This window comes from Curtobacterium flaccumfaciens pv. betae, assembly GCF_026241855.1.
GTDB lineage: Bacteria > Actinomycetota > Actinomycetes > Actinomycetales > Microbacteriaceae > Curtobacterium > Curtobacterium flaccumfaciens.
Map to the genome: position 1 here is coordinate 3,604,205 of NZ_JAPJDC010000001.1, position 16,889 is coordinate 3,621,093.

The 16,889-nt window shown below is 71.3% G+C and carries 19 protein-coding genes; 2 read left to right on the forward strand and 17 right to left on the reverse strand.

Annotated features, from left to right (window positions below; genetic code table 11):
* Positions 1 to 15: 15 nt before the first annotated feature.
* From ORG17_RS16995 to ORG17_RS17005, 3 genes are all read right to left on the reverse strand, one after another.
* The gene (locus ORG17_RS16995) at positions 16 to 1,422 is read right to left on the reverse strand and encodes an L-serine ammonia-lyase (protein WP_214526066.1); all 1,407 of its coding nucleotides are present in this window, start codon (positions 1,420 to 1,422) and stop codon (positions 16 to 18) included.
* A 56-nt stretch (positions 1,423 to 1,478) separates the two neighbouring features.
* Entirely contained in the window at positions 1,479 to 1,673 is a 195-nt protein-coding gene (locus tag ORG17_RS17000; protein WP_027466823.1) for a PspC domain-containing protein, read from the reverse strand.
* Between the two features lie 98 nt (positions 1,674 to 1,771).
* Entirely contained in the window at positions 1,772 to 2,698 is a 927-nt protein-coding gene (locus tag ORG17_RS17005; RefSeq protein ID WP_232749124.1) for an NADP-dependent oxidoreductase, read from the reverse strand.
* Positions 2,699 to 2,793: 95 nt separating this feature from the next.
* On the opposite strand from ORG17_RS17005, the gene ORG17_RS17010 reads away from it, so the two are divergent.
* A complete protein-coding gene (locus ORG17_RS17010) occupies positions 2,794 to 3,612 on the forward strand; it encodes a shikimate 5-dehydrogenase (protein WP_214523014.1) in 819 nt (272 codons plus the stop codon).
* Between the two features lie 75 nt (positions 3,613 to 3,687).
* Here the strand turns inward: ORG17_RS17010 and ORG17_RS17015 are convergent, their stop codons facing one another.
* The 7 genes from ORG17_RS17015 to ORG17_RS17045 form a co-directional block, all read right to left on the reverse strand.
* Positions 3,688 to 4,131: an SRPBCC family protein gene (locus ORG17_RS17015; RefSeq protein WP_110859412.1), complete on the reverse strand. Its 444-nt coding sequence runs from the start codon at positions 4,129 to 4,131 to the stop codon at positions 3,688 to 3,690.
* A 5-nt stretch (positions 4,132 to 4,136) separates the two neighbouring features.
* Positions 4,137 to 5,582 carry a phytoene desaturase family protein gene (locus ORG17_RS17020; protein ID WP_138802121.1) on the reverse strand — a complete coding sequence of 482 codons (1,446 nt, stop codon included), beginning with the start codon at positions 5,580 to 5,582 and terminating at the stop codon, positions 4,137 to 4,139.
* 39 nt (positions 5,583 to 5,621) lie between these two features.
* Entirely contained in the window at positions 5,622 to 6,329 is a 708-nt protein-coding gene (locus ORG17_RS17025; protein ID WP_301565269.1) for a hypothetical protein, read from the reverse strand.
* Positions 6,330 to 6,432: 103 nt separating this feature from the next.
* Positions 6,433 to 7,101: a hypothetical protein gene (locus tag ORG17_RS17030; RefSeq protein ID WP_027466829.1), complete on the reverse strand. Its 669-nt coding sequence runs from the start codon at positions 7,099 to 7,101 to the stop codon at positions 6,433 to 6,435.
* 223 nt (positions 7,102 to 7,324) lie between these two features.
* Complete coding sequence (locus ORG17_RS17035; RefSeq protein ID WP_071245631.1) at positions 7,325 to 7,852, reverse strand: GNAT family N-acetyltransferase; 528 nt, start codon at positions 7,850 to 7,852, stop codon at positions 7,325 to 7,327.
* 27 nt (positions 7,853 to 7,879) lie between these two features.
* Positions 7,880 to 9,157: an ABC transporter permease gene (locus ORG17_RS17040; protein WP_214526065.1), complete on the reverse strand. Its 1,278-nt coding sequence runs from the start codon at positions 9,155 to 9,157 to the stop codon at positions 7,880 to 7,882.
* Positions 9,154 to 9,882, reverse strand: coding sequence for an ABC transporter ATP-binding protein (locus tag ORG17_RS17045; protein WP_214526064.1), 729 nt, complete (start codon positions 9,880 to 9,882; stop codon positions 9,154 to 9,156). Before ORG17_RS17045 ends, ORG17_RS17040 begins: the two co-directional genes overlap by 4 nt.
* Positions 9,883 to 9,963: 81 nt before the next feature.
* Between ORG17_RS17045 and ORG17_RS17050 the strand changes: the two genes are divergently transcribed.
* The gene (locus ORG17_RS17050; protein ID WP_214526063.1) at positions 9,964 to 10,593 is read left to right on the forward strand and encodes a TetR/AcrR family transcriptional regulator; all 630 of its coding nucleotides are present in this window, start codon (positions 9,964 to 9,966) and stop codon (positions 10,591 to 10,593) included.
* A gap of 81 nt (positions 10,594 to 10,674) precedes the next feature.
* Here ORG17_RS17050 and ORG17_RS17055 read toward each other — a convergent pair whose 3' ends face one another.
* The 7 genes from ORG17_RS17055 to ORG17_RS17085 all read right to left on the reverse strand — a co-directional run bounded on the left by ORG17_RS17055 (position 10,675) and on the right by ORG17_RS17085 (position 16,836).
* Positions 10,675 to 11,700: a glycine betaine ABC transporter substrate-binding protein gene (locus tag ORG17_RS17055; RefSeq protein WP_214526062.1), complete on the reverse strand. Its 1,026-nt coding sequence runs from the start codon at positions 11,698 to 11,700 to the stop codon at positions 10,675 to 10,677.
* Complete coding sequence (locus tag ORG17_RS17060; protein WP_111056509.1) at positions 11,697 to 12,461, reverse strand: ABC transporter permease; 765 nt, start codon at positions 12,459 to 12,461, stop codon at positions 11,697 to 11,699. Before ORG17_RS17060 ends, ORG17_RS17055 begins: the two co-directional genes overlap by 4 nt.
* Entirely contained in the window at positions 12,458 to 13,729 is a 1,272-nt protein-coding gene (locus tag ORG17_RS17065) for an ABC transporter ATP-binding protein (RefSeq protein ID WP_017887899.1), read from the reverse strand. Before ORG17_RS17065 ends, ORG17_RS17060 begins: the two co-directional genes overlap by 4 nt.
* Complete coding sequence (locus ORG17_RS17070; protein WP_071245638.1) at positions 13,716 to 14,363, reverse strand: ABC transporter permease; 648 nt, start codon at positions 14,361 to 14,363, stop codon at positions 13,716 to 13,718. Before ORG17_RS17070 ends, ORG17_RS17065 begins: the two co-directional genes overlap by 14 nt.
* 208 nt (positions 14,364 to 14,571) lie before the next feature.
* Positions 14,572 to 15,294, reverse strand: coding sequence for a DinB family protein (locus ORG17_RS17075; protein WP_214526061.1), 723 nt, complete (start codon positions 15,292 to 15,294; stop codon positions 14,572 to 14,574).
* A complete protein-coding gene (locus tag ORG17_RS17080) occupies positions 15,291 to 15,902 on the reverse strand; it encodes a DUF6197 family protein (RefSeq protein WP_027466837.1) in 612 nt (203 codons plus the stop codon). Before ORG17_RS17080 ends, ORG17_RS17075 begins: the two co-directional genes overlap by 4 nt.
* A gap of 58 nt (positions 15,903 to 15,960) precedes the next feature.
* Positions 15,961 to 16,836, reverse strand: coding sequence for an aminoglycoside phosphotransferase family protein (locus ORG17_RS17085; protein WP_214526060.1), 876 nt, complete (start codon positions 16,834 to 16,836; stop codon positions 15,961 to 15,963).
* Positions 16,837 to 16,889: the final 53 nt, after the last annotated feature.

Here is a 16,889-nt window from a genome sequence, read left to right on the forward strand (position 1 = left end):
CGCGCGAGCGGACGCTCAGCAGAGCGGGACGTTCACCGCGAGCCCGCCCATCGCGGTCTCCTTGTACTTCGACGACATGTCCGCCCCGGTCTGCCGCATCGTCTCGACGACCTGGTCGAGCGACACGTGGTGCACCCCGTCGCCGCGCAGGGCCATCCGGGCGGCGTTGATCGCCTTGTTCGCCGCGATCGCGTTCCGCTCGATGCACGGGATCTGCACCAGACCGCCGATCGGGTCGCAGGTCAGCCCGAGGTTGTGCTCCATCGCGATCTCGGCGGCGTTCTCGACCTGCTCCGGCGTGCCCCCGAGGACCTCGGCGAGCCCCGCAGCCGCCATCGACGCCGCGGAGCCGACCTCGCCCTGGCAGCCGACCTCGGCGCCGGAGATCGACGCCCGTTCCTTGTAGATCGACCCGATCGCCCCGGCGGTGAGCAGGAACCGCACGACGGCGTCGTCCCGTTCGGCGGCGGGGGCCTCGGCGACCGTGGGCACGTAGGTGAGCGCGTAGTACAGGACCGCGGGGATGATGCCGGCTGCGCCGTTCGTCGGGGCGGTGACGACGCGGCCCCCGGTGGCGTTCTCCTCGTTGACCGCCATGGCGACGAGGTTCACCCACTCCATCGCGAAGAGCGGGTCGTGGTCGGGGTCCTCGCGGGTGAGCTGCTCGTGCCAGGTGGCGGCGCGACGGCGGACGTCGAGCCCGCCGGGCAGGCACCCACCTCTGCGGACGGAACGGTCGACGCACGACTCCATCACGCCGTGGATGCCCAGCAGTCCGGACCGGATCTCGGCGTCCGTCCGGGTGACGGCCTCGTTCGCCAGGGCGACGCCGCTGATCGGCAGGCCTGAACCGGCACACGCGGCGAGCAGCTCGGCGCCGCTCGAGAACGGGTGGGGCACGGCGTCGTCGACCGGGATCGCCGCACCGGCGACGGCAGCCGAGGCGTCCGCCGCGGGCTCGGCTGCCTCGTCCCGCGCGATGAAGCCGCCACCGATCGAGTAGTAGGTCTCGTCGGCCAGATCGGTCCCGTCGGCGTCACGGGCACGCAGCCGCATGGCGTTCGGGTGCCGGGGGAGCATCGTCAGGGGGTGCAGGACGATGTCGGCGAGGCGGAACGGCACGCTCGCACCGCCGTCGAGCCGCAGGACACCGTTGCGTTCCAGGGCCTCGAGCGCGAGGACCATGGCATCGGGGTCGACGGTCTCCGGGTGTGACCCCATGAGCCCGGCGACGACGGCACCGAGGGTGCCGTGACCCTGCCCGGTCGACGCGAGGGACCCGTACAGGTCGACCACCACGGACGTGACGGGCAGGCCACGGACGAGGGTGGCGAACTCGGCACCGGCCCGCATCGGGCCGACGGTGTGCGAGCTCGAGGGGCCGACACCGACGCTGAACAGATCGAAGACGGAGACCGGCACGCCGCCACACTAACCCGTCCGGACGGACCGGTGCTCAGCGCCGCGACCCCGACCGCTCAGCGCCGCCGACCACCCTCGGGCGGCATGACGAACCACAGCACGACGTACGCGATCCACAGCGGCCCGGGGAAGAAGCTCAGGATGACCCAGACCACCCGGACCAGGGTGCGGGACAGGTTGAAGCGGTCGGCGAGACCGGCGCAGACGCCGGCCAGCAGACGACCGTTGCGGGGACGGGAGAGTGTGCTCATACCGACGACGCTACGCAACGCCGCCGGTCGAGCGCATCCGGGACGCACCCCGAGCGTGGTGGGGGAAACCCCCGGACCGGCCCTGAGCGACCCTGGGATCAGGGGATGAGGACGATCTTGCCGCGGGTGTGGCCCTGCTCGAGCTCCTCGAAGGCGTCCTGCACGCGGTCGAGCGGGTAGGTCGCGGCGACGGGCACCTCGATCGCACCGTTCGCGACCTCGAGGGCGAGCGCCCCGAGGATCTCCGGGTCGGCGGTGTCCGCGCTGCCCGAGGCCTTCGCCCCGACCTCGGCGGCCTCGTCGAACGCGATGATCGTCTCGATGCGGTCGACCGGCACCCCGAGGGCGATGCCGAGCCGGACGTACTCGGCGCCGTGGGTGTCGATCACGGCGTCGACGCCGTTCGTCGCGAGTTCGGTGATGCGCTCCTGCAGCCCGTCGCCGTACGCGACCGGCCGTGCACGCTTGGAACGGAGCCACTCGTGGTTCGCCTCGGACGCGACGGCGATGACGTCGATGCCCTCGTTCGCGAGCAGCTGGGTGACGAAGCCGCCGACCCCGCCCGCGGCGCCGGACACCACGACGGTCTCGCCCGGACGCGGATCGACCGCGCGGACGGCCGCGGCCGCGGTGGTCGCGATGACGTCGAGGCCACCCGCCACGGTCCAGTCGAGCAGGCGTGGCTTCTGGACGACCTGGACGGCCGGCACGGAGACGTACTCGGCCTGGCTCGCGCGGTCCCACGACCAGCCGATGACCTCTTCGCCCTCGTCGACGCCGTCGACCTCAGCCCCGACGGCCACCACGATGCCGGCGAAGTCGGTGCCCTGCCCGGACGGCAGGTCGCCGCCGAACGCGCCCTGGCGGATGGCGGACTCACCGGGGTTGATGCCCGCGGCGCGGACACGGACGAGCACCCGCCCGGGCGTCACCTCGGGAACGGGCACCTCGGCGACGTGCAGGACCGATCGGTCACCCCACTCGTCGAAGCGGACAGCGCGCATGGTCTCCGGGATCTCAGTCATCGGCACCGACGCTACCCCGGCGCGCGGCACCCGGTCTGCGTGGACCGCTCCATCCCTGCGAGGACGCGAAAGGGAGAGGGTGCGAGACTGGGGGCATGCCCATCCTGAACAAGGACATGCAGGTCTGCATGTCGCTGGCCGCGCGACCGAGCAACATCGGCACCCGGTTCCACAACTACCTGTACGACGAGCTCGGCCTCAACTTCCTGTACAAGGCGTTCACCACGACCGACCTGCCCGGCGCCGTCGCCGGCATCCGTGCGCTCGGGATCCGCGGTTGCTCCGTGTCGATGCCCTTCAAGGAGGCGATCATCCCGCTGGTCGACCACATCGAGGACTCCGCCGCCGCGATCCAGTCGGTCAACACGGTCGTGAACGACGACGGCGTGCTCACCGCGTCGAACACCGACTACGAGGCGATCGCCGCCCTGCTCGGGTCCCACGAGGTCGACCCGGCTTCGCGCGTGCTGCTCCGCGGCTCGGGCGGCATGGCCAAGGCCGTCACGGCGGCGTTCCGCGGTGCCGGCTTCGACCGGTTGACGGTCGTCGCCCGCAACGAGCAGACCGGCCCGGCCCTCGCATCGCAGTACGGCTACGAGTGGGTCGCCGACGAGCGGGAAGCGGGGGAGACCGACCTGGTCGTCAACGTCACCCCGCTCGGCATGCGCGGCGACCAGCAGGACGCACTCGCCTTCGCGCCGGAACGGATCGAGGCGGCGCACACCGTCTTCGACGTGGTCGCGTTCCCGTCGGAGACCCCGCTCGTGCGGGCGGGCCGCGACGCCGGCAAGCACGTCATCACCGGCGCCGAGGTCATCGCCCTGCAGGCAGCCCGCCAGTTCGAGCGGTACACGGGCGTCGCCCTGACCGACGACCAGGTGGCGCGGGCCAGCGAGTTCTCGCGCGCCGAGTAGTCGACGCACCCACAGGGCGGACGGGAGGCACGTGGCGGCACCGCCACGGGCCTCCCGTCCGTCTCGTGGGACGTCTCAGGCGTTGGCCGCGCGCCCGACGGCCACCCACTCGAGGCGACGGAGCGTCTCGCGGTTGCGGATCCAGATGAGCGGCTGCATGAGGAAGTCGGGCACGTACGAACCCGGCCCGGCCACCGCGTTCTCGGTGATCGTGACCTTGCAGCCGTGCCGGTGCGGTTCGACCGTCAGTTCGACGCGGGCCTCGCCGATGGGCCAGCCCTTCGGCTGGATGACCATGCGGTGCGGCGGCTCCCACACCAGCGACGTCGTGACGTCGTTGATGACGATCGGCCACGCGCCGAACGAGTGGTGCAGGTGGGTACCGACCTGCGGCCAGCCGGACTCCTCCTTGCGCATGCGCGAGGCCCCGACCACCCAGGTCGTGTAGAGCCACCCGTCGCCGAGCACGTCGAAGACGGCTTCGGGACGGCAGTGCAGGATGCGGACGTTCTTCGCCATGGTGATCAGCCTTCCGGGGTGAGGTCGACGTCCTCCGGCAGGCCGAAAGTGTGCCGGAGTGCGCTCTTCGCCGCGTGCCACCCGGCCATCCCGTGCACGCCGGGGCCGGGCGCGGAGGACTCGGAGCACAGGTACATGCCGCCGCCCATCCGCCACGGGTCGCTGGACAGGACGGGGCGCTTGACGAGCTGCCAGAAGCTCGCGGCACCGGCGGCGATGTCGCCACCGACGTAGTTCGGGTTGTACTCGCCCATCTGCACGGCCGTGCGGGAGCTCGACGACAGGATCGTGTCGCGGAACCCCGGCGCGAACCGCTCGATCTGGCGGGTGACGGCCTCGGTCGGGTCGACGTCCGACCCCGCGGGGACGTGCGCGTAGGCCCAAAAGACGTGCTTGCCGGCCGGTGCCCGGGTCGGGTCCACCACGGTCGGCTCCGCCCCGAGCACGTACGGGCGCTCGGCGTGCTGCCCGTGCGCCACCGCCCGTTCTGCCGCCGCGATCTCCTGGCGGGTCCCGCCGATGTGGACGGTCCCGGCCTTCCGCAGCGACTCGTTGGTCCACGGCACCGGGTCGGACAGCGCGAAGTCGACCTTCGCCGCCGCGTTGCCGAACCGGAAGCGACGCAGCGCCCCGCGCTTCGGCGTCGGGATCTGCTTGCCCGCGATCCGGAGCATGCCCGGCACGCTCGTGTCGAACAGCACCGCCTTCGCCGGGGTGAGGTCACCGAGCGACCGGACCTCCTGCCCGGTGACGATGCGGCCGCCGTGCGCGACGAGGTCGGCGGCGAGCGCGTCGACGATCGCCTGGCTGCCGCCGATCGGCACCGGCCAGCCGCGGGCGTGCGCGTACGAGCCGAGCGACAGTGCCGCCGCCGCGGTGGACAGGGACGGCAGGTGCTGGATCGAGTGCGCGGCGACGCCGGACACCATCGCCGGAGCAGCGTCGCCGCGGAAGCGCAGGTTCCACGCGGCGGTGCCCTGCTCGAGCGCCCGCAGGCCGAAGCGCAGGACGGTCAGGGGGTGGCGCGGCACGTGCAGCAGCGCGTCGGTCGCGAAGTCGGCGACCTGGTCGGCGTTCTCCGCCAGCGGGGCCATCAGCTGCTTGAAGGCCGGACCGTCCACCCCGAGCTCGGCGGCGGTGCGGTCGAGGTCCTGGTAGGCGATGCCGGCGCGGCCTCCGTCGAGCGGGTGGCCGTACTGCACCTCGGGCAGGCGGAGTTCGATGCGCTCCTCCATCCGGAAGAGCCGGAAGAACTCCGACTGCAGGGCCATCGGGTGCACGGCGGAGCAGACGTCGTGCAGGAAGCCGGGCAGGGTGAGCTCGGCCGTGCGGGCGCCGCCGCCGATCGTGTCGTTCCGTTCGACGACCTCGACCGACAGTCCGGCGCGTGCGAGCGTCACCGCTGCCGCGAGCCCGTTCGGTCCCGCTCCGACGACCACCGCATCAACCATGCACCGAGCCTAGGGACTCGTGACTGCGTGTGGTGTCGGTCAGATCACCGAAGCGCCTGTCGACACCGCCATCCGCTTCCGAGCCAGCACGTCGTCGATACGGTGCGCACCGGTGATGAAGGCCGCTGCGTCGGGATCGATCGCTCCGGCGATCGCGACGATGTCGTCGCGGATGGCCGCCAACGGCGCGTTGTGGATCGGTTCGTGGTGGGCGAGCCGGTTCCGGAACCTGCGCACCGCATCGAGTCGCCGGTGCAGCTGCTTGCGTCGGACCGCTCCCAGGCCGGGGAACGCGTGCACGAGCCGCGGCTGCCAGAGCGTCGTCTCGTAGCTCCAGATCGGGTCTCGGGGGATGCCCGCATCGGTGAGGCCGACCCAGAAACCGAAGCTCGTCGCGGCGACCACCTGATCCGGTTCGGGATCGGCGAAGCCCCGTCGACGCAGGGTTCGAGTGGCGTCGTCGACCGCTCGGCGTTCGCGTTCCAGCAGGTGGACTGCGGCGTCGTTCCACCAGTCGTCACGACGCCCCCGGCGAAGTTCGTCGTGGAGCGCGTTCCGGACGAACACTTCGAGGCAACCGACGGGACCCCAGAACGCCGACGCGATCTCTGAGTTCCAGGCGTAGAGCCGCGCGGCGAGGTCGGTACGGCCGGCGTAGCGAGCCGCGTACCGGTCGAAGCGCGCTGCGCTGAGCAGCCTCGGGAGCGCCTGCAGCGTGGCTGGATCGATTATCGCGCCCTTCGTCACACCCCTCTGAGACAGCAATCGCCCCAGGAGTCCGGCGAGCCGAATGGTCCTGGGGCGTTACTCGAGGAGCGTATCGAAGACGAGTCGGTATATCAAGTACCGGTCAGGTGCGCGAGGTGTCGGGATCAGCGGGGTCCGACTCGTCCTGGTCGCCGTCGGCGTCGTCGGGCTCGTCGGCGTCGACCGGGGTCGATCCGACGGGGTGCTCGGCGAGCAACTCGGCGAAGTCCTCGTCGAGCATCTGCTGCAGCCGGTCGTCGCGGCCGATCTCGTAGTCGTCCGCGGGGCGCTGGGCCCAGCCGAGGCGCCCGACGACGGTGGTGCCGATGTCGTCCCAGGCGCGGGCCCGCGCGGCGAGCACGATGCCGTCGACGAAGTGCTGGTCGTCGCGCCGCTTGTCGAGCATGGTGGCGAGCTGCTCGTAGGTGGCCTCGCGCATCCGGAGCTTCAGGTCGTCGCCCCGCCGGTAGTCGTGCTGGTGGCGGGAACGGCCCTTCTGCTTGCTCGAGGTGGAGCGGATCTCCCGCATGCGTGCGGCGTCGCCCCGCTGTTCCTCGGCCATGCGGTGGAGTTCCTCGCGCGTGGCCTCGGCGATGAGCGCGTGGTCGAAGTACCCCTGGTCACGCAGGGCGTTCGTGATGATGCGGTTGGCCACCGCGATGGTGACGGCGGCCTTCGCGATGAGGAAGCCCTCGTCGACCGCCCGCTTCAGTTCGACCTGGCTGATGGGTCGATCGCGCACGTCGGGGTTGCGTCGTCCGAACAAGGCCATGCTCCGACGATACCGGCGACCGGTGTCGGTCGGCCTGCACGACGGTCGCGCGGGCACCCGGTGCCGACGCGCCGCGCACAACCGAAGTGCCGTCGAACCGGCGGTCGGCGCGGTTCGGATGGGCTTTGGTTGTGCGGCGCTGCGGCACACCGGGAGCGCGGCCAGCGGCCAGCGGCCGTCGGCCGTCGGCCGCGGCCGGCGGCCTGCACGACGGCGACGGGCGTCAGAGCAGCAGGCCGTACACCGCGACGTCGACACGCTCGGGCCCGAGGGGCAGCGCGCCGCGCAGGGTGCCCTCGTGCGCGAAGCCAAGCCGCTCGGCGAGTCCCCGGCTCCGCGCGTTGTCGACCGCCGTCCGGATCTCCATCCGTGCGGACCCGCGCGCCCGGGCGACCCCGATCAGCACGGTGGCGGCCCGCCGGACGACACCACGGCCCTCCTGTCCGGCGTCCACCCAGTAGCCGAGCGATGCCTGGCCCAGGTACGGATCGAACGTCAGCGAGGCCACCCCGACGATGCGGTCGTCCGCCCGGATGACGCAGGGCAGCGCGCGGTCCATCGCGAACTGACCGAGCAGCCGCTCGGTGTGCAGGGCGATGGCCTCGCGGGTCTGGGGGTCCCAGGCCCAGGGCTCGGCGGCCCGCAGACGATCGGTGTTGGCGTGCACGAGTGCGAGCACCGGGTCGACCGTCGTCAGGTCGCGCAGCGTCAGCGTGTAGCCGTCACCGAGATCGCGTCCGAACGTCGTCACCGTCCAGACACTAGGCACCCCTGCCTGTCACTCGTACCGGAGCGCCTCGATCGGGTTCTGCCGTGCCGCTCGTCGTGCCGGCAGGGTGCCCGCCAGGAACGCGATGAACATCACGACGAGGATGATCGTGGCGACGGAGCCCGGCGCGAACTGCATGATCTGCAGCCCCGGCAGGTCCTTGAGGAGCGTGCCGGCCAGGACGTTCGAGATCCCGGTGCCGAGCAGGATCGCGACCCCGGCGCCGATGGCGCTGCCGAGGAACCCGATGAACACCGCCTCGAGCGAGAACAGCGTGTAGACCTTGCCGCCACCCATGCCCATCGCCTTCATGAGGCCGATCTCGCGGGTGCGCTCCTGCACGCTCATGAGCAGGGTGTTGATGATGCCGAAGCCGGCGGCGACGAGCGCGATCACGGCGAAGGCGTTCAGGACCCCGACGATGCCGCTGATGACGGTCTGGAACTGGCCGAGCTGGTCCTGGATGGTCTGACCGAGGAACCCGTCGTCGGCCAGGGACTTCTTGACCGTGGTGACGGAGGCGTCGGAGTCGAGCGTCGCGGTGGCGCTGGCGTAGGACGTGGCGATCGAGTCGGGCTTGCCGATCTCCTGCGCCGCCTGCATGGCGTCGGTCAGTGCGGCGTTCGCCCCGGCACCGCTGCCGAACAGCGACTCGTTCTGCACCCCGACGACTGTGGCGGTGAGCGTGTGCGGCTTGCCCTGGTAGTCGTCGACGGCGATCGTGAGCTCCTTGCCGACGGCGGCCGACGCGCTGCCGAGGCCCATGTTCTTCAGGTAGTCCGTCGGCAGCATCACCTGGTTGGCGTCGGTCTCGTCGTCGAGCTGCTTGCCGCTCGCCAGGTCGGCGTCGAGCTCGCCGGCGTTGGCCGTGAGCGAGACGACGTACTTGCCCTTGTCCCCGTACTCGGCGTACTTCGGTGCGAGGGCGACCGCGGGGCGGAGGCCCTTGATGCCGTCCGTCTTCTTGATCGCGTCGACGTCGGACTGCGACAGGTACGAGAACGACGCCGGGCCGCGGTCGACGCTCTGGCCCGAGGCCTCGGGGTCGTACTTCGCCGGGCCGCTGTCGGTCGAGGTGGAGTCCACGGCCTTCGTGACGACCAGGGTGCCGTCGTCTCCGATCGAGGAGACCTGGCTGTCGATGTAGTTGCTGACGCCCGTGCCGATGGCCGAGGTCAGGGTGATCGTGAAGGCGCCGATGAAGATCGCGATGACGGTCAGGGTCGTGCGCAGCTTCGAGCGGAAGGTGTTCGAGACCGCGGTGCGCAGGAGGTCGAGGAAGTTCATGCGGAGTGCCTTCCGTGCGTGGCAGACGCGTCGACCGCGTCGTCCGAGCCGCCGACGATCAGGCCGTCGCGGACGTTCACGCTGCGGTCGCAGCGCGCGGCGAGCTCTTCGTCGTGCGTGACCGCGACGAGCGTGATCCCCCGCTCGCGCTGCAGCCCGAACAGCATGTCCTCGACCACCTGCCCCGTGTTCGTGTCGAGGTTGCCGGTCGGCTCGTCGGCGAAGATCACGCTCGGCTCACCGACCAGCGCCCGGGCGATGACCACGCGCTGCTTCTGGCCGCCGGACAGGTCGTTGGCGTCGTTCTTCGCCTTGTCGGCCAACCCGAGCGCATCGAGGGCTGCCATGCCCCGGCGCTTCCGCTCGGCTCCGGAGACACCGGCGATCTTGAGCGGGAGCACGACGTTGTCGAGCACCGAGGTCTTCGGCGTCAGGAAGAACTGCTGGAACACGAACCCGAAGGTGCTGTTCCGGGTGCGGTTGACCTGCCGCGCACCGAGCGTCGCCGCGTCGGTGCCGTCGAGCAGCACCTGTCCGGCCGACGGCTTGTCGAGCAGTGCGAGCAGGTGCATCAGCGTCGACTTGCCGGAGCCGGACTTGCCGACGATCGCCAGGCTCTCACCCTGGTGCACCGCCAGCGACACCCCCTTGAGCGCGTCGAACCGCGTCGCGCCGCGGCCGTAGGTCCTGGCGAGGTCACGGGCCTCGAGCACGGGAGTGGTCATGGGTTCACCGTAGTGGCCGGTGCACGACTGCAAGTTTGCGTTTGCTGTAGATCATGTGACGTTCCGGTTACAGTCGGGCCCATGCCCGACTCCGCGACGCCGTCAGAACTCGGTCTCCGTGACCGCAAGCGCATCGAGACCCGCAACCGCATCGCCGAGGCGGCTCGGTCCCTGGCCCTCGAGCAGGGCGTCGACGGCACCACGATCGAGCAGATCGCCGCGCGGGCCGACGTCTCCCCGCGGACGTTCTTCAACTACTTCGAGAGCAAGGAGGACGCGGTCCTCGGGCACACCGAGCTCGACCTCGAACCCGCCACCCTCGAGGCGCACCTGGCGGCCGTCGCAGGGGAGCCGGCGGAGCAGGCCGTCGTGGACCTGGCGTTCCTGGTGTTCGGGTCGTCGTTCGGCGACGAGCACGAGCGGCTCGAGCGCAAGGCCGTCATCGTGCGGTTCCCGCAGCTGATGCGTCGGCAGGTCGCGCGGATGACCACCGTTGCCGAGGCGATGACCGGCGCCGTGCGCACGATCCTCGAACGCGACCCGGCCTGGGGCCCGGAGGCCGCGACCCCGCAGGCGGCCGAGATGCTCCTCGGCATGTGCATGACGGGCCTCCGCAGTGCCGCTCGGTACGAGGGTTCCGACCCGGAGCAGGTGCGGGCGGCGGTGGTCGCGTCGATCCGCGACACGGCGGCGCGCATCGCCGCGGCCTGAGACGCGACCACGAACGCAGGGGAGGCACGGTGCCAGCTGGCACCGTGCCTCCTGTCCCTGACGTGGATGCGTCGAGAACGGTCAGGGCTTCGTGATGAAGCCCTCCTTCACCATCCAGTCGAAGGCGACGTCGGCCGGCTCACGCCCCTCGACGTCGACCTGACGGTTGAGCTCCTGCAGCACGGCGTCCGTGAGCTTCGGCGAGATCTGGTCGTAGATCCCCTCGAGCTGCGGGTACTCCTTGAGCGTCTTCGAGTCGATGACGGGCGCGACGTTGTACGCCGGGAAGAAGCCCTTGTCGTCATCGAGCACCGTGAGCCCGAGCGACTTGATGCGGCCGTCGGTGGTGAAGACCTCACCGAAGTTGCACTTGCCCCGGTCGGTGGCCGTGTAGACCGTGCCGGTGTCGAGGATGCTCACGTTGCTGCTCGGCACCCCGTTCGACCCCGAACCGCCGAGCTCCAAGCCGTACTTCTTGAGCATCGGCTTGAAGCCGTCGGCACGGGAGTTGAACTCCGACTCGACACAGAACGTGCGCTGGTCGACCGGCAGCTTGGTGATGTCGGAGAGCGTCTTGACGTCCCCGAGCTCCTTGACGGCCTCGTTGCGGACGGCGAACGCGTAGGTGTTGTTCATCGGCGCGGGTTCGAGCCACGTCAGTCCGTTGCCGGCGTCCTCCTTCTTCACCGCCGTCCACTGCTCGGTCTTGTCCGGGATCCCCTTCGTGTGACCCATGAAGGTCAGCCAAGCGGTACCGGTGTACTCGTACGTGAAGTCGGCCGCGTGCGAGGTCATCAGCTCACGGACCGCGACACTGCCGGGCACGTTCGTCTCGTCGGTGACGTCGAACCCGGCGGCCTTGGCGGCGAGCACGGCGATCTTGCCGAGCACGAGCTGCTCGGTGAAGTTCTTCGACGTCACGGTGATGTGGGCGCCGGCCGGCAGGTCGTCGATGCGCTGGATGGAGCCGGCGCCGGCCTCGGGCACGAACGACGTCGCGGGCTGCAGGCCGCACCCGGTCAGGACGAGGGCGGTGGCACCGGCGACGAACGCGGCGGCTCCGACCCGGGTGCGGGTGCGGCGGGTGCTGCGTGTGCGGCGGGTCATCGGAGTCCCTTCGGTCGTGCGACCGTCTCGACCACGCGGCCGAGCCAGTCGATGGAGAGGGCGAGCAGGGCGACGAGGAGGGCCCCGGCGACGAGCACCTTCGGCAGGAACAGCGTCACGCCCGTGGTGATGAGCAGACCGAGTCCGCCCGCACCGACGAAGGTGGCCAGGCTCGCCGTGCCGACGAGCAGCACGAGGGCGGTCCGGATACCCGAGAGCATCACGGGCACCGCGAGCGGCAGTTCGACGCGCATCAGCACGCTGAAGGCGCTCATGCCCATGCCGCGACCGGCCTCGACCAGGCGGTCGTCGACGCTCTGCACGCCGATCATGGTGTTCCGGAGCACCGGCAGGATCGCGTAGAGCACGAGCGCGATGACGGCGGACGAGCTGTTCAGGCCGAGCCAGGCGGCGAGCAGCACGATGAGGCCGACGGCCGGGGCCGCCTGCCCGAAGTTCGCGACGGCGAGCACGTACGGGCTCGCCCGGCGCAGCGGCCCGCGGGTGAGCACGACGCCCAGCGGGATGCCGATCACGAGCACCAGGACCGTCGACTGCAGGGTCAGCACGAGGTGCTGGCCGGTCAGGGCCAGGATGTCCGCCGGGTTGAGCGTCGTGCGCTCCGTCGGGGTCAGGTCCGCCGTCGCGAGCCACACCGCGAAGCCGGCCAGGACGACCAGGATCGCGATCGGCTGGAACAGCAGGCCCTTCCACGAGGTGCGTGCACCGGTGGCGGGGCCGGCGACGGCGACTGCGCTCACAGGTCTTCTCCGGTGGGCATCGCCGACACCGGTGACGACGGCATGGTCTCGATCGGGTTCGTGTTGGTGCCGACCGGCGTGTAGGCCTGGTCTCCGGCGGCGGTCGCGCGGGAGCGGGTGATCGCCTCCATCACGGTCTCGACGGTGATCACGCCGCGGAACGCGTCACGACGACCGGTGACGAGTGCGGCTCCGGCGCTCGAGACGAGCATGGTGTCGAGCGCGTCGTTGAGGGTCGCTGCCTCGCCCACGACGGGCAGGCCGGGCTCGACGCCGTCGGGGATGCGGTCGAGACGCTCGAGCTGGCGGCGCGACGGCCACCCGATCGGGCGCTGGCGGTGGTCGACGACGACGGCGTGCTGGTGCCCGCCGGCCTCGTTCATCCGCTGCAGCACGGCCTTGACCTCTTCGCCGGGCGAGCACGTCACGGCCGACTCGACCTCGACGTCGCGCACGCGGTTCAGCGTGAGTTGCTTCAGGCCCGCACCGGAACCGATGAAGTTCTCGACGAACTCGTTCGCCGGCTCGGCCAGGATCCGCTCCGGGGTGTCGTACTGCACGATGTGCGCGCCCTCGGTGAAGATGACGATCCAGTCGCCGAGCTTCACGGCCTCGTCGAAGTCGTGCGTGACGATGACGATCGTCTTGTGCAGTTCCTCCTGGATCCGCAGGAGCTCGTCCTGCAGGCGCTGGCGGGTGATCGGGTCGACCGCACCGAACGGCTCGTCCATGAGCAGGACGGGCGGGTCCGCCGCGAGCGCACGGGCCACGCCGACGCGCTGCTGCTGGCCACCGGAGAGTTCGCGGGGGAACCGGTCGCGGTAGGTGTCGGGGTCGAGCGAGACCAGGTCGAGCAGCTCGTCGACGCGCGCCGCGATCTTCTCCTTCGACCAGCCGAGCATCTTCGGCACGATCGCGATGTTCGCCGCGACCGTCATGTGCGGGAAGAGACCGCCGGCCTGGATCACGTAGCCCATGCGGCGGCGGAGCTCGTCACCGTCGATGCCCGTGACGTCGTCGTCGCCGACGACGATCCGGCCCTGCGTGGGCTCGATCAGGCGGTTGATCATCTTGAGGGTCGTCGTCTTGCCGCAGCCGGACGGGCCGACGAGCATGACGATCTTGCCGGCCGGGATCTCGAGCGTGATGCCGTCGACGGCGGGCTTCGACTGCCCGGGGTACCGCTTGGTGACCTCGTCGAGCAGGATGCTGCGCCCGGTGACGTCCCCGTCGGGCGCGGTGGTGGTGGCGGAGTCAGTGCTGGACACGGATACCTCTCGAGATGGTCAGGCGGCCGAGGCCGATGAGGAGCAGGTCGAGGACCAGGGCGAGCAGGACGACGCCGACCACCCCGACCACGACGGAGAACAGGGCGTTGGCGCCGCCGAGGCGGGACAGCCCGGAGAAGATGAAGCCTCCGAGCCCGGGACCGAGCGCGTACGCGGCGATGGCGGCGATGCCCATCACCATCTGCGCGGCCACGCGCACGCCGCTCAGGATGATCGGCCAGGCCATCGGCAGTTCGACCTGCAGCAGGGTGCGGAACCGGCTCATGCCGATGCCGCGCGCCGACTCGACGACTGCAGGCGGGATCTCGGCGAGACCGACGACCGCGTTGCGCAGGATCGGCAGCGCGGCGAAGAAGACGACCGTCACGACCGACGGCAGGACGCCGAAGCCGAGCGGGACGATGAGCAGGCCGATGACGGCGAAGGACGGCAGGGTGAGGCCGATGGCCGACACCCCGTTCGCGAACGCGGTCAGGCGCGGGCTGCGGTAGACGAGTGTGGCGAGCACCACGGCGATGACCGTGGCGAGGACGACGCACTGGACGACCAGTGAGAAGTGCTGCCACGATGCGAACCAGATCTGGTTCCATCGCTCCACGACGTACTGGAACACGGGTGGGCGCTCCCCTTCCGGTCGGCTGAACTGCCCACAGATCGGGGCACGAGCTCGGCCAAAGCTATGCAACAGCGGGACCGGTTGTACAACGCAACCCCGCCTGTACGACGGTTTCCCTTGCGGTTGCGAGGAGGACAACCCCTGGTCAGCGGGGGTTTACCAGGGCGAGCCTGGGAGAACGGTAACGATCGGTCTGCCTGCTCGGCTATACGTCGAGCTCGCGCAACCCTGATCGCTCCGCGATGTCGACGAGCTGCTCACGCCACCGGACCCATTCCTCCGGGGACTTGTCGGCCAGGTTGCCGTCGCCGTCGCCGGCCAGGCCGTCGAGCATCTCGCGCACGATGTCGGCGTGACCCGCGTGCCGGGCGGTCTCGTACGCCATGTGCACCAGGATCCGGTGCAGGGTGACGTCCCGGTGCCCCTCCGGCCACCACGGCACGGTCCCGGTGGCGGTGAGGTCGAGCGCTTCGATCGTGGCGTCGGCGTGGGCGGCACTCCGGTGGTGGAAGGCCACGATGTCGGCCATGGTCTCGTCGAGCGAGGCGTACATGTCCTCGCCGTCCTCCGACTCGAGCCAGGCGGGCTGGTCCGGCAACGGCCGCCCGAACACCTCGCCGAAGTAGCCGGCCTGCACCCCGGCGACGTGCTTCACCAACCCGAGGACGTTCGTGCCCGTCGGCGTCACCGGCCAGCGAGCCTGCCGCTCCGCGAGCCCGTCGAGCTTGGCCAGCAGGGCCGCGCGGTGCTTCTGCAGGTACCGGTGCAGCGTCCGCTTCACCGCGGCGTCGGCGGCAGCGGCGTCGGTGACGGTCGCGCCGTCGGGGTTCCGCGTGGACCCTTCGTCCGACAGCAGGGCGTTGCCGCTCGCGGCCAGGGTGCTGGTGCTCGCGGGGTGCACCTCGGGGACCGCTTCGACGTCGCTCATGCCCCCGATCGTGCCACCCGGAGCTCCTGCAGGCGCGTCGACTCCTGCACGGCGACCCGTTCGGCCGTCAGCAGCAGCCCGGCGACCTCGGCGCCGGTGCGTGCCGGGGCGTCGTTCCAGCTCGTCAGGTCACGCACGCGCCCCATCCGGATGTCCGGCGCGGGGCACCACAGCACGGGCTCGCCCTCGTCGCGGGCGAGGGCGTGCCACACGACGTCGAGCGCGTGCTGCACCCGGGGCGCGTGGACCGCGTGCGGCCCGCCGGCGGCGGACACGACCGCGCCGACCAGGCAGGCACCGACGAGCGGCCGGCCCTGCACGTCCATCGCGGCGGCACTGGAGGCCTTGCGCTCGCGGCCGTGCTCGTCGAGGTAGGCGAACCAGGCGTGCTGGACCCACCCGCGTTCGACGACGGCGCGGGCGTCGGAGAGCAGGTGGACGAGTTCCCCGAGTTCGCGCACCCGGTCGTCGACCCGCCGCGCGCGGGCGGCGGCGCGGCGGTCGGACAGACGGTCGAGCAGGCCGCGGAGACCGCGTCGCTCGGGTCGGACGGGGGCGGGGGAGGCGTCGGTGGCGACGTCGTGCTGGACGCGGAGCTCGAGGGTCATGGCGGCCCCTCCGATCGGCTGTGCACGGATGGTGCGGTCACGATAGCCCCGCGAGGACTCAGTCGTCCAGCACCGCGTCGATGCTCCGTCGCGCGACGCTCCGGAAGGCGCGTTCGTCGGCGGTCGCCAGCGCGGACGCGAGCGCGACCACCCACCCGCGTGCGCGCAGCCAGGTGGCCTCCGGGGCCGCGACGCGCGCGCGGAACGCGCGCCGCCCCGGCCGGTCGAGCGTCAGCCAGGCCGTGGCCAGGTCGACGGCCGGGTCGCCCGCGGTGACGTCCCCGAAGTCGATCACGGCCGACAGACGGTCGACGCCGACCGACGAGTCGACGAGCAGGTTGAAGGGGTGCAGGTCGCCGTGCACCCAGACGGGAGGCCCGGCGTGCGCGGGCACGGCCGCTGCGGTCCGCCACAGCGTGGCCAGCTCTCCGGCCCGGTGCACGCCGTGGTCGTCGAGTCGCGCCAGCACGGCCTCGCTCCGCGACGCGAGCGGCACCGCACGGAACGGGTTCGCCGGGGCGTCGTCCGGGGCGGGGACGTGCAGGAGTCCGACGAACGCGGCGAGCGCCTCGGCGACGGGGACCCCGGCCGCCCGTTCACCGATCGCCGTGCCGGGCAGCCACGGCACGATGCTCCACGACCACGGGTACCCGAGGGCGGGGCGGCCGGTGCGCACCGGGGCCGGCACCGGGACAACCGATCCGACCCGGGCGGCGATGTCGGGCAACCAGCGCTGTTCGTGCTCGACGAGGCGTGCGGCCAGCTCCCGACGGGGGACCCGGACGGCCAGGTCGTCGCCCAGGCGCAGCACGACGTTGTCCCAGCCGTTCGCGACGACCTGGAGCGGGAGCCCGGCCAGGTCGGGGTGCTGGTCGCACAGCAGGGCCCGGACGAGCGGGACGTCGACGTCGACCTCGGCAGCGGGTGTGGGCACGGCGTCAGGCTAGTGGGCCGCCGGACACACGCCCGCGAACTGGGGCCGGTGGC

Bases quoted from the DNA above. Each gene is read 5' to 3' on its own strand.
- ORG17_RS17000 (WP_027466823.1), bottom strand. From the start codon at position 1,673: ATGAGCACACTCTCCCGTCCCCGCAACGGTCGTCTGCTGGCCGGCGTC.
- ORG17_RS17005 (WP_232749124.1), bottom strand. From the start codon at position 2,698: ATGACTGAGATCCCGGAGACCATGCGCGCTGTCCGCTTCGACGAGTGG.
- ORG17_RS17010 (WP_214523014.1), top strand. From the start codon at position 2,794: ATGCCCATCCTGAACAAGGACATGCAGGTCTGCATGTCGCTGGCCGCG.
- ORG17_RS17015 (WP_110859412.1), bottom strand. From the start codon at position 4,131: ATGGCGAAGAACGTCCGCATCCTGCACTGCCGTCCCGAAGCCGTCTTC.
- ORG17_RS17020 (WP_138802121.1), bottom strand. From the start codon at position 5,582: ATGGTTGATGCGGTGGTCGTCGGAGCGGGACCGAACGGGCTCGCGGCA.
- ORG17_RS17030 (WP_027466829.1), bottom strand. From the start codon at position 7,101: ATGGCCTTGTTCGGACGACGCAACCCCGACGTGCGCGATCGACCCATC.
- ORG17_RS17040 (WP_214526065.1), bottom strand. From the start codon at position 9,157: ATGAACTTCCTCGACCTCCTGCGCACCGCGGTCTCGAACACCTTCCGC.
- ORG17_RS17045 (WP_214526064.1), bottom strand. From the start codon at position 9,882: ATGACCACTCCCGTGCTCGAGGCCCGTGACCTCGCCAGGACCTACGGC.
- ORG17_RS17050 (WP_214526063.1), top strand. From the start codon at position 9,964: ATGCCCGACTCCGCGACGCCGTCAGAACTCGGTCTCCGTGACCGCAAG.
- ORG17_RS17055 (WP_214526062.1), bottom strand. From the start codon at position 11,700: ATGACCCGCCGCACACGCAGCACCCGCCGCACCCGCACCCGGGTCGGA.
- ORG17_RS17075 (WP_214526061.1), bottom strand. From the start codon at position 15,294: ATGAGCGACGTCGAAGCGGTCCCCGAGGTGCACCCCGCGAGCACCAGC.
- ORG17_RS17080 (WP_027466837.1), bottom strand. From the start codon at position 15,902: ATGACCCTCGAGCTCCGCGTCCAGCACGACGTCGCCACCGACGCCTCC.